At 44.0% G+C, this 15,926-nt stretch carries 13 protein-coding genes and 1 pseudogene; 5 read left to right on the top strand and 9 right to left on the bottom strand.

Translation table 11 applies throughout. The features are described 5' to 3' along the window. Positions 1-2 precede the first annotated feature (2 nt). Complete coding sequence (locus IM462_RS04075; protein ID WP_287702872.1) at positions 3-959, bottom strand: ribonuclease Z; 957 nt, start codon at positions 957-959, stop codon at positions 3-5. Positions 960-1,430: 471 nt separating this feature from the next. Here IM462_RS04075 and IM462_RS04070 point away from each other — a divergent pair, with 471 nt between their 5' ends. Next, the gene (locus IM462_RS04070) at positions 1,431-1,622 is read left to right on the top strand and encodes a hypothetical protein (RefSeq protein ID WP_287714862.1); all 192 of its coding nucleotides are present in this window, start codon (positions 1,431-1,433) and stop codon (positions 1,620-1,622) included. A 268-nt stretch (positions 1,623-1,890) separates the two neighbouring features. Here the strand turns inward: IM462_RS04070 and IM462_RS04065 are convergent, their stop codons facing one another. The 4 genes from IM462_RS04065 to IM462_RS04050 are packed head-to-tail and all read right to left on the bottom strand — an operon-like array spanning position 1,891 to position 7,378. Beyond that, positions 1,891-2,118: a type II toxin-antitoxin system HicB family antitoxin gene (locus IM462_RS04065; RefSeq protein WP_287702868.1), complete on the bottom strand. Its 228-nt coding sequence runs from the start codon at positions 2,116-2,118 to the stop codon at positions 1,891-1,893. 8 nt (positions 2,119-2,126) lie between these two features. Continuing rightward, positions 2,127-2,630, bottom strand: a complete 504-nt coding sequence (locus IM462_RS04060; RefSeq protein WP_287702866.1) for a hypothetical protein — start codon at positions 2,628-2,630, stop codon at positions 2,127-2,129. A gap of 8 nt (positions 2,631-2,638) precedes the next feature. Beyond that, complete coding sequence (locus IM462_RS04055) at positions 2,639-3,235, bottom strand: bZIP transcription factor (protein ID WP_287702864.1); 597 nt, start codon at positions 3,233-3,235, stop codon at positions 2,639-2,641. 60 nt (positions 3,236-3,295) lie between these two features. After that, complete coding sequence (locus IM462_RS04050) at positions 3,296-7,378, bottom strand: magnesium chelatase subunit H (protein WP_287702862.1); 4,083 nt, start codon at positions 7,376-7,378, stop codon at positions 3,296-3,298. Positions 7,379-7,823: 445 nt separating this feature from the next. Here IM462_RS04050 and IM462_RS04045 point away from each other — a divergent pair, with 445 nt between their 5' ends. Beyond that, on the top strand, positions 7,824-8,405 hold the full coding sequence (locus tag IM462_RS04045) for a PEP-CTERM sorting domain-containing protein (RefSeq protein WP_287702860.1): 582 nt from the start codon (positions 7,824-7,826) through the stop codon (positions 8,403-8,405). Here the strand turns inward: IM462_RS04045 and IM462_RS04040 are convergent. Next, positions 8,402-9,192, bottom strand: a pseudogene (locus IM462_RS04040) (Uma2 family endonuclease). The gene IM462_RS04045 and the pseudogene IM462_RS04040 sit on opposite strands and share 4 nt — an antisense overlap. Positions 9,193-9,471: 279 nt before the next feature. Then, the gene (locus IM462_RS04035) at positions 9,472-10,671 is read right to left on the bottom strand and encodes a hypothetical protein (RefSeq protein ID WP_287702858.1); all 1,200 of its coding nucleotides are present in this window, start codon (positions 10,669-10,671) and stop codon (positions 9,472-9,474) included. Positions 10,672-10,726: 55 nt separating this feature from the next. On the opposite strand from IM462_RS04035, the gene IM462_RS04030 reads away from it, so the two are divergent. The 3 genes from IM462_RS04030 to IM462_RS04020 all read left to right on the top strand — a co-directional run bounded on the left by IM462_RS04030 (position 10,727) and on the right by IM462_RS04020 (position 14,799). Then, the gene (locus IM462_RS04030; protein ID WP_287702856.1) at positions 10,727-11,434 is read left to right on the top strand and encodes a Crp/Fnr family transcriptional regulator; all 708 of its coding nucleotides are present in this window, start codon (positions 10,727-10,729) and stop codon (positions 11,432-11,434) included. 146 nt (positions 11,435-11,580) lie between these two features. Next, on the top strand, positions 11,581-11,919 hold the full coding sequence (gene cutA / locus IM462_RS04025; RefSeq protein ID WP_287702854.1) for a divalent-cation tolerance protein CutA: 339 nt from the start codon (positions 11,581-11,583) through the stop codon (positions 11,917-11,919). A 174-nt stretch (positions 11,920-12,093) separates the two neighbouring features. After that, entirely contained in the window at positions 12,094-14,799 is a 2,706-nt protein-coding gene (locus IM462_RS04020) for a phycobilisome rod-core linker polypeptide (protein WP_287702852.1), read from the top strand. Positions 14,800-14,868: 69 nt separating this feature from the next. Here IM462_RS04020 and IM462_RS04015 read toward each other — a convergent pair whose 3' ends face one another. Continuing rightward, on the bottom strand, positions 14,869-15,081 hold the full coding sequence (locus IM462_RS04015; protein WP_193978545.1) for a gamma-glutamyltransferase: 213 nt from the start codon (positions 15,079-15,081) through the stop codon (positions 14,869-14,871). Positions 15,082-15,233: 152 nt separating this feature from the next. After that, complete coding sequence (locus IM462_RS04010) at positions 15,234-15,926, bottom strand: PD-(D/E)XK nuclease family protein (protein ID WP_004157990.1); 693 nt, start codon at positions 15,924-15,926, stop codon at positions 15,234-15,236.

The following is a 15,926-nucleotide window of genomic DNA, read 5'->3' as shown; positions in this document are numbered from 1 at the left end:
AATTATTTAACTCCTAAGGCCATTTCTTGACGGTTGCGGGGGACTTCGTAGGTGAGGAAATCGTAGGCTAATTTAGTGTTAGGAAAAATCGCCCGCGCTTCCTCTAACAGATTGGAAATATCCAGAGAATTACCCGGTAGATAACGGGGGCTAAAATGGGTCATTAATAACAATTTTACCTGGGCTGCCAAGGCCACTTGGGCTGCCATCGTTGAAGTGGAGTGAACACTTTCAAAGGCTAACCCGGCATCTTGGTGAGCAAAAGTCGCCTCATGAATTAGCACATCTGCATTCTGTGCCAATTCGATCGAGCCTTCACAGAAAATAGTATCGGTACAATAGGCAATTTTACGGCCGATTTCCGTTTCTCCGCAGAGGGACTGACCGCGAATTTTTCTGCCATCGGGAAGGGTGACAGTTTCCCCTCTTTTCAGCTTGCCGTAAATCGGTCCGGGGGGAATACCCAAAGCGTTGGCTTTTTCCACATCAAAACGTCCTGGACGGTCTTTTTCGGCGATACGATAACCGTGGGCGGGAATACGATGTTTTAGTAGCTGACAGGAGACGGTAAATTCTTCATCTTCGTAGAGTATGCCGGGGGAAACGGCATGGACACGCACCCGATTGGCTAAATTAGTATAGGAATACTTAGCACAAGCACGCAGATATTCCGCTAGTCCGGGGGGTCCGTAGATATCAATATCCTGAGCAGAACCGGCTAATCCGATACTGGCTAACAGTCCCATTAAACCAAAGATATGATCTCCGTGCATGTGGGTGATAAAAATGCGTCGGATTTGGGAACTTTTTAGGTCGCTACGCAGTAACTGGTGTTGAGTTCCTTCTCCACAGTCAAACAGCCATATTTCCGCCCGTTGCGGCAAACGAAGGGCGATACTAGAGACATTGCGGGAACGAGTGGGAACCCCAGAACTGGTTCCTAAAAAAGTAATCTCCACAGGATAGCTGTCAGGATAGAGGATTCTTTTTCTAGTCTAGGCTGTTTTTATCGGTTTCTCGATCGAATTGCTGCTTTTCTGTATTTGATCACTTGGAAACAGGAAATCCCCTGATTTTGACCTAACTCTGCAATAATTACTCGCAGCCAGAAATAGGTTGGCGCATCCATCATACTTTGTGCTTTTTGTCAAAAAAACTTTTTTTTTGCAATAAAACTACACAAAAAAAAGATCATCGTTATGGGTGAAATTGACTGATTTAACCGTCTTAATTAGGATCACCTTCTAGGTGTGGCAAGGGTTTCAAGCATTGCTACCTAAAAAAGCACATAATAACCCATTATGAAATTCAGTAAAATCGCTGTAACCATGATAACATCGTTGTTAAATAAAAATATTTCTCAATTAATTCTTAAGAACTTGTAAATATTGCGGAATGTTAATTTAAATATTCTCAAGTTTGTGGAGTCAATGGATAATTTTTGCTTATCTTTAAGCAACATGGGGTTAGAAGTCAGTCCCGATGAAAAAATTTTCACCCCCACAGATGAAAGAGGTTTCCTTCCCTACACCCTACACCGTCTTTCCAGTCAGGAATCATACCAAATTTCAAAAACTATGGCCTACTTAGGGTTTGCTGAAAAAGTGTATTGGTGGGGTTAGGATTCGGTCGTCAGTAGCCGGTCGTCGGTCGTTTCAGGCTTTGTTGCCCTCTCTTTTTGTACCAATTTGTGTACTATAAAAAGGATAATGCCAGGTTTTTGAGGGTCCCAATCCGATTTTCGCAGCATGAACATCGGATTTTAACAGGTCAAAAGCCTTATTTTAGAAGGGTTTTACCATTATTCAGCAAGCCCTAATTATTCATTATTTTGACATTTTTCAATCTCTTCATCTTTAGATTCCCGCAACAATTTACGGGGATCTTTATTCACCTTTTAGAAAGCAAAGTAATTGCTTTTTTACCACTAACATAAACCGTCTCTATCCATAATTTTCTCGCTTCTTCAATATTAATAATCACTTCCTCTAAAGTTTCCCCCTGACTCATACATCCGGGTAAATTGGGAATTAACGCAGTGTATCCGCCCTCTTCTTCGGGATAAATTGAAATCGGATATTTAAGAGATAGAAAGTCTTCTAATATTGGTTGTTCCATCGATAGGTCTAAATAGGTCTAACCGAGTCGCCAATTTGAGGGTTTTCAAAAGGTAACGTTTCGGATAATTCCCGTACTAGCAGTTTATTTAACAATTCACGATTTATTAGCTCGGATATTGGCTTTTTATCGTTCTTAGAATTCGCTCCTACGGCTCTTTTTAAGAATTTTCCTATCAAATCGGACGGGGTTTCTTGTTCTTTAAGCAATAACTGCAGCAATCTAGATCCTTTATTATTGCTTCTATCCGATTGTAAAATCGATATTTTTTCTTGAACAAAAGTAATTGTCCCCGTCCCTCTCACTAAGTCAAGATAGCCTAAAGACTCACCAGTCTGGGGATCTTTTATTTCCTCTTCGCTGGTATTGTAAACTAACATTCTTTGACCTTCTCGAATTCCACTAATTTCACCTCTATTGATCACTAATTTATAGTCGTCAATAACTTTGACAACTTTGGCGGGAAAGGTTCCTTTAGGAGATAAAATGGGTTTTTCGGCTACATTTTCCATATTTTCCTCTATGGTGAACTATGTTTTCTAAGAACGCCAGGTCTGACTCTGGTTTCTTGAATAATTTTTAAATCGTTACTCGCCAATCGATCTAGAATTACCTGATAGATTGTTTGAGGTTTGTCAATGATCGCGTGTATCTTGCCGTCCTTTGGATTAATATATTCAACAAAACCCTCTCCTATTAATCTTTCAAACCCATCTTCATCGGTATAATAAAAAGAGACAAGTAACTCGATCGTAAACAGACTAGAGGAATCAAGAAGGCATAAAATATTATTATTTCCTTGCTTTTGAGACCTCAAAATCCTGGGAGTAATTCCCTGTTTAATAATATTTTCTAAATTTTGGTTTACCTCCTGAAGTTCCTTAACTTCTGCCTCTAATTTTTGTTTCTGTCTAAGAAGTGTGTTAACAGCGCTTAACAAAGTAGCGATTAACAGCAAGGTGAAGAAACTGACAATAATTACTAGATCTAGAGGAATAGAAGTATTGAAGGGATAACGAATTAAAGCAATACCTCCTAAAAATCCAAGAAGACCGAGTAAAACCCCTTGAATTTCGTTAAAACTAGACCAAATTAACCCCCAAAAGTTATTTTTCATGTTTGTTCAAAACTCAAGAGACCGGTGATTAGCCAGTCTCTCAAGTCTTATCTATCTATTCTACTCGATTCCTTCGATGCGATCCTCCACTTCTTGATAAAGTTCCTGTAAGCGGTCTAAATTCTCTTGAGAAGTTTCCCAGTAACCGCGACCATTAACTTCTAGCAGGGTTCCCACCATCTTGCGGAAAGAATTAGGATTGAGATTCATCAGACGCTGACACATTTCCTCATCTTGAATAAAGGTGGTGTTGACATCTTCATAAACCCAATTATCCACCGCGTCAGCAGTTGCCGACCATCCCATCGTATTAACCAAACGCTTCGATAATTCTCGGACTCCTTCGTAACCGTGACTTAACATTCCCTCGTACCATTTGGGATTGAGTAACTTGGTGCGGGTGTCCAAGCGCACGGTTTCCGATAAAGTACGCACCTGAGCATTAGCGGTGGTAGTATCAGCAATATAGGCCGCCGGTTTTTTGCCATCATCGCGTAAACTAGCCACAACCTTTGTCGGGTCCGAGTCGAAATAGTGGGAAACATCGGTTAAACTAATCTCGCTAGAATCCAAGTTTTGGAAAGTTGCCTCCGCAGTTTTTAAAGATGCTTCAAACAACTGACGATTATCGGCCATCATCCCCGGATTATCAGAATCGAAAGCAAAACCCTTGCGGTTGAGATACATATTCTGTAACTCTTTTTCATCTTCCCAACTGCTATTTTCCACCGCGAGATTAATGTTAGAAGAATAAGAACCAGAAGCATTAGAAAAGATGCGGGTGGCTGCCTGTCGAACCGTTAAACCCATTTCTTTTGCTTGTGACCTAGCGTGTTTGCGGACATAATTCATCTCCACCGGTTCATTTGCTTCTGCGGCCATTTTTACGCCTTGGTCAAGCAAATTCATCTGATTGATAAATAAATCCCGGAAGACACCAGAACAGTTGACCACCACATCAATGCGCGGTCTTCCTAACTCCTCTAGGGGAATCAATTCCAATTTATTCACCCGTCCCAAAGCATCGGGAAGAGGACGAACCCCCACCATCCAGAGAATTTGTGCTAGGGATTCCCCGTATGTTTTGATGTTATCGGTTCCCCAGAGAACACAAGCGATGGTTTCGGGATATTTACCGCCATTATCCAGTTTTTGCCGTTCTAACAGACGATCCACCACGATTTTAGCCGATTTTACCGCCGCTAGGGTCGGGATAGACTGGGGGTCTAAAGCGTGGATATTTTTACCCGTCGGTAAAACTCCGGGGTTACGAATAGGGTCGCCACCAGGACCGGGAAGAACGTATTCCCCTTCCAATGCTTTTAATAGCGCCCCTAATTCATTATCGGCACAGACCTGTTCTAAACAGAATTCTAGGTATTCAAACAGGGGTTTTAACGCCACCGGATCAACTTGTGGATAACCCATCGACCGTAAAGTTTCGATCCAAGGCGATCTTGCCCTGAGCGAAGTCGAAGGGTTCTTGCCTATATTCAAGAAATTCAGCTTAGAAAGCATCGATACCCGACCTGACCCGTCGGTTTGGGACTTGACTAAAGTTGCGACGGCAGCGCGAGTCGCTAGGGTGATGTTTTGCAGTAATTCCACATCCTCTAACACCCCTCGATCGCTATTGCGATAAACTTCCTCTAGATCCCGGCCGATGCTGTTAGCAATAATCCGCGGTAAGGAAAGTAAATCGTCCTCTTCCCGGTCTAAACTGGCAATATTGACCAAAGTTGCCACCGCCTCTTCCGCCGAGGGGGGTTTCCCAATAACGTGAAGTCCGCAGGGAAGCAAGCGCGATTCAATTTCCATCAGTTTACGATAGACCGAACCGACAATATTATCCCGTTCCTCTTGACTGAGATGGGCAGTGTCACTATCCCTTCGGCCTGGCTCAGGGCAAGCAGGTAAACTTATATCTTTGTCGAGATTGACCAAGCGACATTTATCGACAATAGTATTGACAATTTGCACCCCACGCCCACTATCCTTCAGGGTTTGGTAGGAACCGATCAACTCGCTTAATTCTTTTAACCCTTTGTAGAGTCCAGCATTTTCTGCGGGGGGAGTAAGATAGGAGATGGTTTCCGCATAACTGCGACGTTTAGCGATTGTCGCTTCGCTGGGGTTATTAGCGGCATAATAGTAGAGATTGGGAATCATCCCGATGAGGTTATCGGGGTAGCATTCTCCAGACATTCCCATCTGTTTCCCCGGCATAAATTCTAGGGAACCGTGGGTGCCAAAATGGAGAACCGCATCTGCTTTCCAAACTTGATTGAGATAGGTATAGTAGGCTGCAAAACCGTGGTGGGGACTAGCAGAACGAGAAAAGAGCAGACGCATGGGATCCCCTTCATAACCGAAGGTAGGTTGAACCCCAATAAAAACATTACCGAACTCTTTCCCGTAGATTAACAGATTTTGTCCATCACTGTTGAGGTGTCCCGGTGGTGGTCCCCAATTTTCCTCCAAACGGACAGAATAGGGGGTTAAACGCTCGTATTCCGGTACAGACATCCGATAGGCGATATTTAGCTCCGGACTATGGTACTGTGCGGTGGCATCATGGATTACCGCTTCCATCAGTTCTTTGGGAGATGCGGGTAAGTCCTGCAAGTCATAACCGTTATTTTGTAAAGCTTGCATCACCTCGTAGATAGAACCGAACACATCTAGATAGGCTGCGGTTCCCACATTCCCCTTATCAGGGGGGAAACTAAACACAGTGATGGCGACTTTTTTATTGAGTTTCGGTTTCTTTCTTAGGGTAGCCCATTTTAGCGCCCGTTGAGCGATCGCTTCTACCCGATCCTGTAAAGCGATCGCTTTACCCGTCGCGCCATCCCGGCCCGATAATATAATAGGTTCGATCGCACCGTCTAATTCCGGAATAGCAATCTGTAGCGCCACTTGAATCGGGTGTAAACCTAAATCGCTTTCTTCCCATTCCTGAGTAGTTTGGAAAACTAGCGGTAACGCGCACATATAGGGACGATTGAGACGTTTTAAGGATTCTATCGCTTTCGGATGATCTTGTCGCGCTGGACCCCCCACTAAAGCAAATCCCGTCAGGGAAATTACCGTATCAACGATAGCAACCGCCCCTTCGACTTGGCTCAGCTTGCCCTGAGCTAAGTCGAAGGGGGCAAGTTCCACTCCTTTTAAGCTTTTATCCCAGAAATATTCCTCTACGGGTTTAGAAAAGTCTAATCCCCCAGCAAAAACAGGAAGGACTCGCGCACCCATAGACTCGAATTCCTGCACGAGAGCGACATAATGAGCGTCATCACCAGTAACGAGGTGAGTTCTCTGTAAAATTAAGCCAACACAGGGAGCTAAGGGGTCTTTGAGGTCATCAGCAATATCACTGCGGTTATTGTACCAAGCGAAGTATTCCTTGACATCCTCGAACATTTTCAGCGATAAAGGATGCCAGATACCCATATCTGGATAAACTACCGGTTCTTTATAAACTACACTGTCATCCTTGTTATCAAAGACGTACTTATCGGCCAACATTAACAGGAAATTCTCTAAATTTTCTGCGGAACCTCCCAGCCAATACTGGAAACTTAACATAAAGTTGCGTGCGTCCTGAGCTTTTTCCATAGGGAGATATTTCAGGACTTGCGGTAAAGTTCGCAATAACTTTAACATCGCATCTTGGAAACCAGCGCCAGAGTTTTCCCTGCGCTTTTTCATGAAGTTAGCGATGACACTCTTAGACTGTCCCAATTGTGCCATGGAAAAGCAACCTAACTTATTTAAGCGCATTACCTGGGGCATGGAGGGAAAGACGATCGCCGCATCTAATTTATCCCGATGGGGACCGACAGCGGCCACCACTTTATCGGCTAAATCTTCGATAAAAATGAGAGAAGCGATGAAAATATTAGCCTTGGCTACATCCTCCTGAAAATTGCGATAATTTTCCCCATCGCGCAGTTCTTCGATTAAATAACCACTAATTTCGATCGCTAGTTTCGGGTTGTTAGCGTTGATTTCCCTGACCGCACTACTCAGCGCACTTTGGTACTGAGGTTCTAGCACGACATAGACCACCTTGACCAGCGATCGACCATTCAACGCGTCAGGAACTATATGACGAATGGTGGACTTGACGTGAGTGAACATATATGATGGTTCTCCTTATGATTGCTGAGTCTGGTATGAAGTGATTTTCGTCATCAGATGACGATCGCCCTTTGTTTAAGGTATTTAGATATATGTTTCTGTTTTGTATCAGAAAATGTAACCCAAGTGAGTATTTACTCTGGGTTTTGACACAATTCGATAAATATCTTGCCATATTTTGTAACAGATGGTAAAGAGCTTTCTGAGTAACTGCTCAGGCTTTTCTTTACAAAAATTAATATTTAATCTATTGACTTTTTTAATAAAAAGTGGTAGCAAATAGCAACTCGGAGGAGATTTCGCTGTTCAAACATGATCAGGGTTAGGATCTGATAATCCTCCGTAATTAATTAAATTATATTAATTTTCTAGAAAATACTTGACATTACCCCCCCCCTATGTTAGCCTCCGCAACTAATAATACTTTTTTATGAAGGAGCAATGTATGTTCTTCAAAACCTCTGTAGCTGTTGCCACTACCGCCATCGGTTTAACTGCCCTAGCCTATCCTGCCCAAGCTGCCCAGTTCTTCTTCACCTATACCCACGGTGGCCCAACAACCCCAATAGTTGTCACTGGAACACTCACAGGTGACCTCGGGCCCGGGGGTATTATCACTATCAATGGATTTAGTGATATCACATACAATGGAGTTGACCTCGACAGCGATCCTTTTGAATGGCAGCCTGGCAGCACTTTTGTCGATTCCTACAGTAATCAATCCTCAGGTAGTGGGGTTCCTGCTACGGCTAGTTTTAGTGGTGCATCCATGGATTTTGTACTTTTCGGTAGTGTTTTTCAGTATATTGGCTTTGGTCCTGTTGTGGTTGGGAACCCGACGATTTTTAGCTCTAGCCTTTCTCAAACTATAACGAATCCTCCTCTTACGAATGACCTAGGTGGTGTGGAAGAACCATTTAATCAAGCGGGCTGGAGCATACAACTCATCCCTGAACCTAGTGCTGTTGTCGCCCTATTGGGGTTGGGTTTGGGTGCCTTGGCTTCTAGAGTTAGGAAAAAGGGTTAATTTTGATTTTCCCGATGAGAGGTGAGGGTGCAACACTGGCACTTCCACAAGGTTTCATCGGGATTAATGCCTAATTCTCTTAATCTTGCCGTTAACTGCTCAATTTTTTGTAAAGCCAGTTCTTTTTGTTGTCTTTCATGTTCTTTTTGTTGTAAAGCCAGTTCTTTTTGTTGACGTTCAGATTTTTTGGACTGTTTCTCCAGAAGAGCGGCTTCCTCAGGTGTTGGGATTAACTGACCTTTAGGACTAAAATAACGCAATTTATCGGCGTAGATCCCTAAATATAAGCCCAATTCCTCACTCCATAACCAACCCTTCGGCCTGGCTCAGGGCAAGCTGAGCCAAGCCGAAGGGGGCAAGCCAGAAATAATCAGGAGTTCTAAAGGTATTTTGATAAATTTCTTTCTTTTCTTCCCTATCAGTCTTAGCGGTACTTTCAAAAGAGGATTTCTATAATCACATTAGGATATTTTCCCTCTTCTTGCCATACTACCCAACTTTTCCGGTTTTGGTTTCTAGTTGTTCCTAATACTACAAAAAAGTCAGGTCCTCTAAAGTATTCTGATTTTTTCTGATTTGGGCTGTAGTAGATGGTTAAATTCCCGGTTGCAAAGTAATCTTCTCTATCTTGCCATAACCATTCTAGGCATTTTATCAATAAAATAATCTGAGTTAGATGTAAATTACTTTCCAATGGCAGTTCATCACTCCAAAATTCGCCTTTTGGGAAGATCATCTCATCTTTTCGGGCGGTTTGGCTAGGGGATAGGGGTTGAGTTGTAGTCATGGTTATCTGCTATGAATAATAAGCTGTCCGTGTATTTAAACTGCTTGTTGAGATGAGACAAGGGGCAACAGTAAAGGGATTGGGGGAGATTCAGCTAATCTCAGGATAGGCGGTTAAAATGCGTCTTAGCTTATAATGTCCAACTGGCAAAGCATTAAACCACCATCACTGCTACCGAATCACCAGCGTCGGGTGGAGTATTCTCCAAAATTACCCTAAAAATTCTCTTCACCATTCACCCCTAAATTCTGACTTTTAACTGAGGCTGAGGTCGATTTTTTAAGCATTATTGACCTTCTCACCTCTAAGAGCCGAAAATAAACAGAGACGACCTAAACCCAAGATTGCTGGTGAGAAGTTTTCCTGACTGGGGGCCTCTAGATGGCAGCCAGCAAATTCTTGCTGAATTTCTGTTAGGAAATAGGGCCAAATGGTCAAGAAAAAATTACCGCTAAAAATTATTTGATCGATATCTTTAAGACTTTTTTGCTGTTTTTCTAACAAATCATTAACTTTTTGTCTTAAATTATCTAGATATGGTATGATTACCTTCTTATTTAAATCCCTGCGACTGACCGTCCAAGTATGACCGGCTAGAGAGGAGGTAAATTCGCTTTCTTCTTGGAGGATTAATTTGGTTAATCTAGCGGCTGCCAGTAAAGATTTTTTTAAGGGATTAGTATCGGTGATATCGGAGAGCGAAAGCGGCAAAAAAGAACGCCAGAGAGGATAAATTAACTGAGAGAGTATGGCCTGTTCATAGGTGTTTTCCCCGTAGTTAAAATGGCTCAGAGCGATCGCTTGACGGGATAAAGAGCAAGTTTGGGGTGGGACTTCCAGCAGCGCTAAAGTGGTAGTCTCTCGTTTACCTTCGATCACCAGTAGGGTTTGGGGTTGGGGTTGGTCGCTAGTGGGAATATAGGCCAGGGCAGTAGCGATCGCTGTTTCCAGACTAGAGAGGCGATCGGGGGGTATTAGTTGCGCTGTGAGAAGGGCTTTTTTTAGGTCATCCGTGGGGGTTTCCCCGTCATCGGTAATAATAATAGCTTCTAATCGCTCTAGGGCTTCCCAGAGCCAAGAATCGGTGCTAAAATCCCGATTAGATAGCCAGCTAATTAGATATTCTTCCACCTGAGAGCAGGGTAAGAGATCGCTCGTTCCCGTTGCTAGACTCCAAGAAAGAGGATAAAAATCGATCAATCCTTGGCTTTCCCGAAAAAAGACGATTTTCACCCCTGGTGGTTGTACCTCCATTCCTAGGGACCAACGGGCAACTTCTGGGGTTGGAGCGGGGGATAATAAAGGAAAAAGAAGCGCTTTGGCCGATTCTAAATGTTGACGAGTGGCGATAATTGTCTCGGAAGTAACTTCTTGCGGGTTAACTAGAGATGAAATCACCTTGGCAAGAATCCGATCGATCTCGGTCAGTAGGGAGGAAAAATCCTGTTTATCGGTCACTAGATAAATAAAAATACCCACAACTGTCTATTGTAGAATCACCCACTTAAAACAAACAAAACTTAAATATTAAACCATGGAAGAAAAACGCTATCCTGCGGAAAAATCAGCAGAGATTCAAAAATTATTGGATACCGCCACTTTATTTGTCGGTTTGCCCCGTGAAAGCCTCGATCAAGTTACTTCTCATGCTGTCACCCGCACTCATCCTGCTAATCGGGCGATTTTATTAGAAAATGATTGGGGGGGTTCAGTTTACTTTATTCTCGATGGTTGGGTGAAAATTCGTACTTACAATATGGATGGCAAAGAAGTCACCTTAAATATCCTCGGTAAAGGGGAAATAGTCGGAGAAATGGCCGCTTTAGAAGAATCTCCCCGCTCCACTGATGCTATCACCTTAACCACGGCCACAATTAGCAGTATTCCCGCTCAAGATTTTGTTAATCTGCTCAAATCGGAGCCTTTAGCGGGAATTCGTCTTTCTCAGTTGATGGCCAAGCGTTTACGTCAAGTTAACCAGCGTTTACGCTTGCGCGAGGCTGATAGTCTTTCCAGAGTCGCCGATACTTTACTCTTTTTGGCCGAAGGTCAAGGAGAAAAAAGCGGTCAGGGTGCGATAATTCCTAATTTACCTCACCGGGAATTGAGTAGTATTAGTGGACTGGCCCGGGAAACCGTGACCCGATCCTTGACCAAATTGCACAAAAAAGGACTGATTCAAAGACAGCAGGAATCCCTCTGTATTCCCGATCTGGTCGCTTTAGAAAAAGTGATCGCCTAAATTCAGTTATCAGTTATCAGTTATCAGTTATCAGTTATCCTACTAAAATCCGGTTATTAAAGACTGATTATTTATCTCCCCTTTTGCCTGTTGCCTGTTGCATGAGTGCCTATCTTCACTAGGAAATTTATTTTGCACGATTACTTATGACTGAAAGATTAACCGGTTTTGGAGTGGTGCTGGTGACAACGGCCAGCGAAACGGAAGCGGAAAACTTAGCGATCGCTTTACTTAACGAGCGCCTGGCCGCTTGTGTCAGTATTTACCCGATGCGTTCCATTTATCGTTGGCAGGGACAGATTGAAAACGAGCGCGAATGGCAATTAGTGATTAAAACCGATTTAAAGCAGTTTGAGCAGTTATCGGCGAAGATACAGGAACTTCATAGCTATGCCGTCCCAGAAATCATCGTTTTACCGATTGTGGCGGGTTCTCAGACCTATTTAGACTGGTTAGCCTCCCATACAGGTGGGGTGTCAGAATAGACCAATCGGCAACTTGAGCGAAAAAAATCTATATAATTCTTAATAAACTATCTCAGGAAGCGCAAAAAGTTTTAATCTAGATGCTGATTAAATTTTTAAACATCTGGTTTTAAGACCGATCGCCTCCACGATTGGAGAACTCAGCACATCGTCAAGGGAGATAGTTAAAATCCAATGAGTCTTAAGGCAAGCGGTGGCAGCTCCTTAGCGCGTCCCCAACTCTATCAAACCGTCCCGGTATCTGCCATTACCCAAGCAGAACAACAAGACCGCTTTCTCGATAAACCCGAACTCAATGAACTGATCGCCTACTTCCAATCGGGGAGCAAGCGTTTAGATATTGCCCAAACGCTCACCCGGAACTCCGATCTGATCGTCTCACGGGCAGCTAACCGGATTTTTACCGGTGGTTCCCCCATGGCTTACCTAGAAAAACCCCCCGTGGAAGAATTGGCCCTGGTGGGTGCGGGTAAAGTTATCAACGTCCAGGAAGGGATGAAATTAGGAACCGTTACCTACGCGGAAAGCGGCTCCGGTGGCGGTGGTGGCCTTCTCGGTGGCTTAAAAGGGATTTTCGCCTCTAGCGGCCCGATTCCCCCCGGATTCCGACCGATTAACGTCTCTCGTTACGGTCCGAGCAATATGCAGAAGTCCCTCCGGGATTTATCCTGGTTCCTGCGTTATATTACCTATGCGATCGTGGCCGGTGATACCAGTATCCTGATCGTTAATACCCGCGGTTTAAGGGAAGTTCTCGAAAATGCCTGTTCCATTGATGCCACCATCGTGGCCCTACAGGAAATGCGGGCCGCTTCGATCGAGTATTTCCAAAGAGACAAGGATGCGGTCACTTTAATCAGTGACTATTTCAATATCCTACTAGGGGAATTAAAAGCCCCCACCCCCTCTAATAAACTGCGTCAGCGTCCCAGTAGTGACCAACAGGGTTTAAGTCTTCCCCAAAGCTACTACAATGGTGCCGAAAAACGACAAAAGTTTGTCATGAAAACCGGTTTATCGGAGTCGGAAAAATCTTCGATTATCAAGGCCGCCTACAGACAAATTTTTGAACGGGACATCACCCGCGCCTATAGTCAGTCCATTTCTGACCTAGAATCGAAGGTGAAAAACGGCGACATCTCGATGAAAGAATTCGTCCGTCGTCTCGGTAAATCGCCTCTCTATCGTAAACAGTTCTTTGAACCTTTTATCAATAGTCGCGCCCTAGAATTGGCTTTCCGTCATTTCCTCGGTCGCGGTCCTTCCTCCCGGGAAGAAGTGCAGAAATACTTCTCGATCGTCTCTAGCGGCGGTTTAGGGGCGTTAATCGACGCTTTAGTCGATTCTCAGGAATATTCCGACTATTTCGGCGAAGAAACCGTTCCCTATCTCCGGGGTTTGGGTGCAGAAGCACAGGAATGTCGTAACTGGGGGATGCAGATCGACCTGTTTAACTACAGCGCACCTTTCCGCAAAGTTCCCCAATTTATCACCACCTTTGCTAAATATGATCGCCCTTTACCAGATCAGCACGTTTACGGTTCTGGAAATGATCCCCTAGAAATCCAATTTGGGGCAATTTTCCCGAAAGAAACCCGCGAACCTAGTTCTAGTCCCGCTCCCTTCGGTAAAGATACCAAACGTATCCTCATCCACCGCGGACCTGCCACTAATAACCAAAATAGCAACCCCGGCGCCCGAGGTGAATTCCCCGGTACTTTGGGACCGAAAGTTTTTCGTCTCAATAACGAGTTACCCGGTTCTAGCAATGGGGTGAGCGTTAAATTTGGCGAAAGTTCCACCCAAAGAGTGATTTTAGCGGCTTATCGCCAGGTTTTCGGTCGAATGCCCTACGAGGGTCAGCGTTTATCCGTGGCCGAGATTAAGCTAGAAAATGGCGATATTACTCTGCGCGAGTTTATCAAAACCCTAGCTAAATCCGAGACTTTCCGGAAAATCTACTGGACTCCTCTCTATGTGGTGAAAGCGATCGAATATATTCACCGTCGTCTGCTCGGTCGTCCCACCTACGGTCGTCAGGAAATGAATCAATACTTCGATCTTTGCTCGAAAAAAGGCTTCTATGCTTTAATCGATGCCCTTATCGACAGTCCTGAATATACGGAAGCTTTTGGCGAAGATACGGTTCCCTACGAGCGCTATCTAACTCCCCAAGGGATGCAGTTACGGATGGTGCGTTTGGGTAATCTCCGCGAAGATATCGGCCAAAGAGTTGATAAAGAGGAAACCCCGCGCTTTATTGAATTGGGTACACCTTCGGTCTCGATTCGCACTGAACCGGATATTCAATCTCGTGTCGGTCAAGGTGTCACGGTTCAACGGGAACAAACTAAGGTCTTTAAACTGTTAACTAATCTGGATAAAGTTGCCGTACAAAATACTGTTCGCGCCGCCTATCGTCAGATTTTTGAACGGGATCTCGAACCCTATATCATCAATGCCGAATTTACCGCTTTAGAGAGTAAATTAAGCAATGCTGAGATCACGGTGAAAGAGTTTATTGAGGGTTTAGGTGGTTCGGATCTTTACCTGAAAGAATTCTATGCTCCCTATCCGAATACGAAAGTAATTGAATTGGGAACTAAGCACTTCTTAGGTCGCGCTCCCTTGAATCAAAAAGAAATCCAGAAATATAACCAAATTCTGGCAACTCAGGGATTAAAGGCCTTTATTGGTGCCATGGTTAATAGCATGGAATACCTACAATTATTTGGTGAAGATACGGTTCCCTATCGTCGTTTCCCGACTCTACCGGCCGCTAATTTCCCCAATACGGAACGCTTATACAATAAGCTGACTAAACAGGATAGTGAACTGGTGGTTCCCAGTTTTAAACCGGTAGTTAAAGTCGGTGGTTAGTTAGTCCTTGAAGTTAGTTAATTTAGCTCGTGTTTAACACGAGCTTTTTTTTAGTTTAGTATCCCAAAGCTAACCCATCAGACCGAGGTTCGCAATTTGCCGGATAATTTGACCCTTGCCAAAATGGGAGGAATCTGCGATCGCTACCTGATGGCCTCTGGGGGTTAATCCGGGCAGTAATTCGGGGGCTGCACCCCTTTCTAAAAGTACGCTGTTTCCCCGTAAAAATCGCCATCTAGGGGCATCAAGGGCGGTTTGAGGATTGAAATGATGGTTAACCATGTTTACCGCCATTTATCGGGGGACTTGGGGTTGCATCGGCGCACCCATCAAAAGTGCCATTATCCCAAGGGAGAAAACTGACGACAAAAGTTTCATCCCCCTAAATCCCCCTTAAAAAGAGGGACTTAAATTGATCATTCGATGTGTAATTTTCACCCGCGAGAATTGGCATAACTTACTCGTTTAAAACTACAGTTTTTTTCGGGTAAACGACAATAACGACATTCCGAGGGGTGAGGTTGCCGAGGGGGAAAATCGGGACAGGTAAAAGAGGAGAGAACTTGCTGAAAATGAGTGATAAAATCTCGATCGATCCGTTGATTAGGTATATCGATAATTCGATCGGGATAAATCAAACGTCCGTGGGGAATTTGACCCTTGCAGAGGGATTTTGTTTCCGGTGCGTGGGGGAGTAGAAGCATATAGAGGAGGATTTGGTAAAGATGGGAGGTTTTTTCCCGTCCACTTTTGCAGTCCTCCACCACTACCCAATTATCCTTAATTGCGACGATATCAGGACGACCAGCAATACAGATAGAATAGGTTTTTCCTTTCACTTTAAAGGAGTTAGCATTCTCCACATTAACGCTAAAACCCAGATTTTGTAATTCGATCGATCTTTGTATAACCATTTTGTCATGATCGCTGCTATCGAAGTCGCTGGGAAGCAAAGAAATATGATAATTTGTCGGCAACCAATTCCCATAATGACAGTTTTTTTCTTTGGCCATCAGTTGCGCTACACGAGTTACCCAAGCATAGGGAGTTAACCGTTTTTGAGATTGGGAGGGAATTAGATTCGTCGCTTTATTGGTCTTGGGTGAGACATTCTGATTAAGAGCCAT

Origin of the sequence: Microcystis sp. M144S2 (genome assembly GCF_020246065.1) — a bacterium.
GTDB lineage: Bacteria > Cyanobacteriota > Cyanobacteriia > Cyanobacteriales > Microcystaceae > Microcystis > Microcystis ichthyoblabe_A.
The sequence above is the reverse complement of the archived record's forward strand: the minus strand, read 5'-3'. Positions and strand labels throughout refer to the sequence as shown.

Coding starts and splice junctions, on each gene's coding strand:
- IM462_RS04060 (WP_287702866.1), bottom strand. CDS start 2,630: ATGGAAAATGTAGCCGAAAAACCCATTTTATCTCCTAAAGGAACCTTT.
- IM462_RS04050 (WP_287702862.1), bottom strand. CDS start 7,378: ATGTTCACTCACGTCAAGTCCACCATTCGTCATATAGTTCCTGACGCG.
- IM462_RS04010 (WP_004157990.1), bottom strand. CDS start 15,926: ATGGCTCTTAATCAGAATGTCTCACCCAAGACCAATAAAGCGACGAAT.
- IM462_RS04070 (WP_287714862.1), top strand. CDS start 1,431: ATGGATAATTTTTGCTTATCTTTAAGCAACATGGGGTTAGAAGTCAGT.
- IM462_RS04015 (WP_193978545.1), bottom strand. CDS start 15,081: ATGGTTAACCATCATTTCAATCCTCAAACCGCCCTTGATGCCCCTAGA.
- IM462_RS04045 (WP_287702860.1), top strand. CDS start 7,824: ATGTTCTTCAAAACCTCTGTAGCTGTTGCCACTACCGCCATCGGTTTA.
- IM462_RS04020 (WP_287702852.1), top strand. CDS start 12,094: ATGAGTCTTAAGGCAAGCGGTGGCAGCTCCTTAGCGCGTCCCCAACTC.
- IM462_RS04055 (WP_287702864.1), bottom strand. CDS start 3,235: ATGAAAAATAACTTTTGGGGGTTAATTTGGTCTAGTTTTAACGAAATT.
- IM462_RS04030 (WP_287702856.1), top strand. CDS start 10,727: ATGGAAGAAAAACGCTATCCTGCGGAAAAATCAGCAGAGATTCAAAAA.
- IM462_RS04065 (WP_287702868.1), bottom strand. CDS start 2,118: ATGGAACAACCAATATTAGAAGACTTTCTATCTCTTAAATATCCGATT.
- cutA (WP_287702854.1), top strand. CDS start 11,581: ATGACTGAAAGATTAACCGGTTTTGGAGTGGTGCTGGTGACAACGGCC.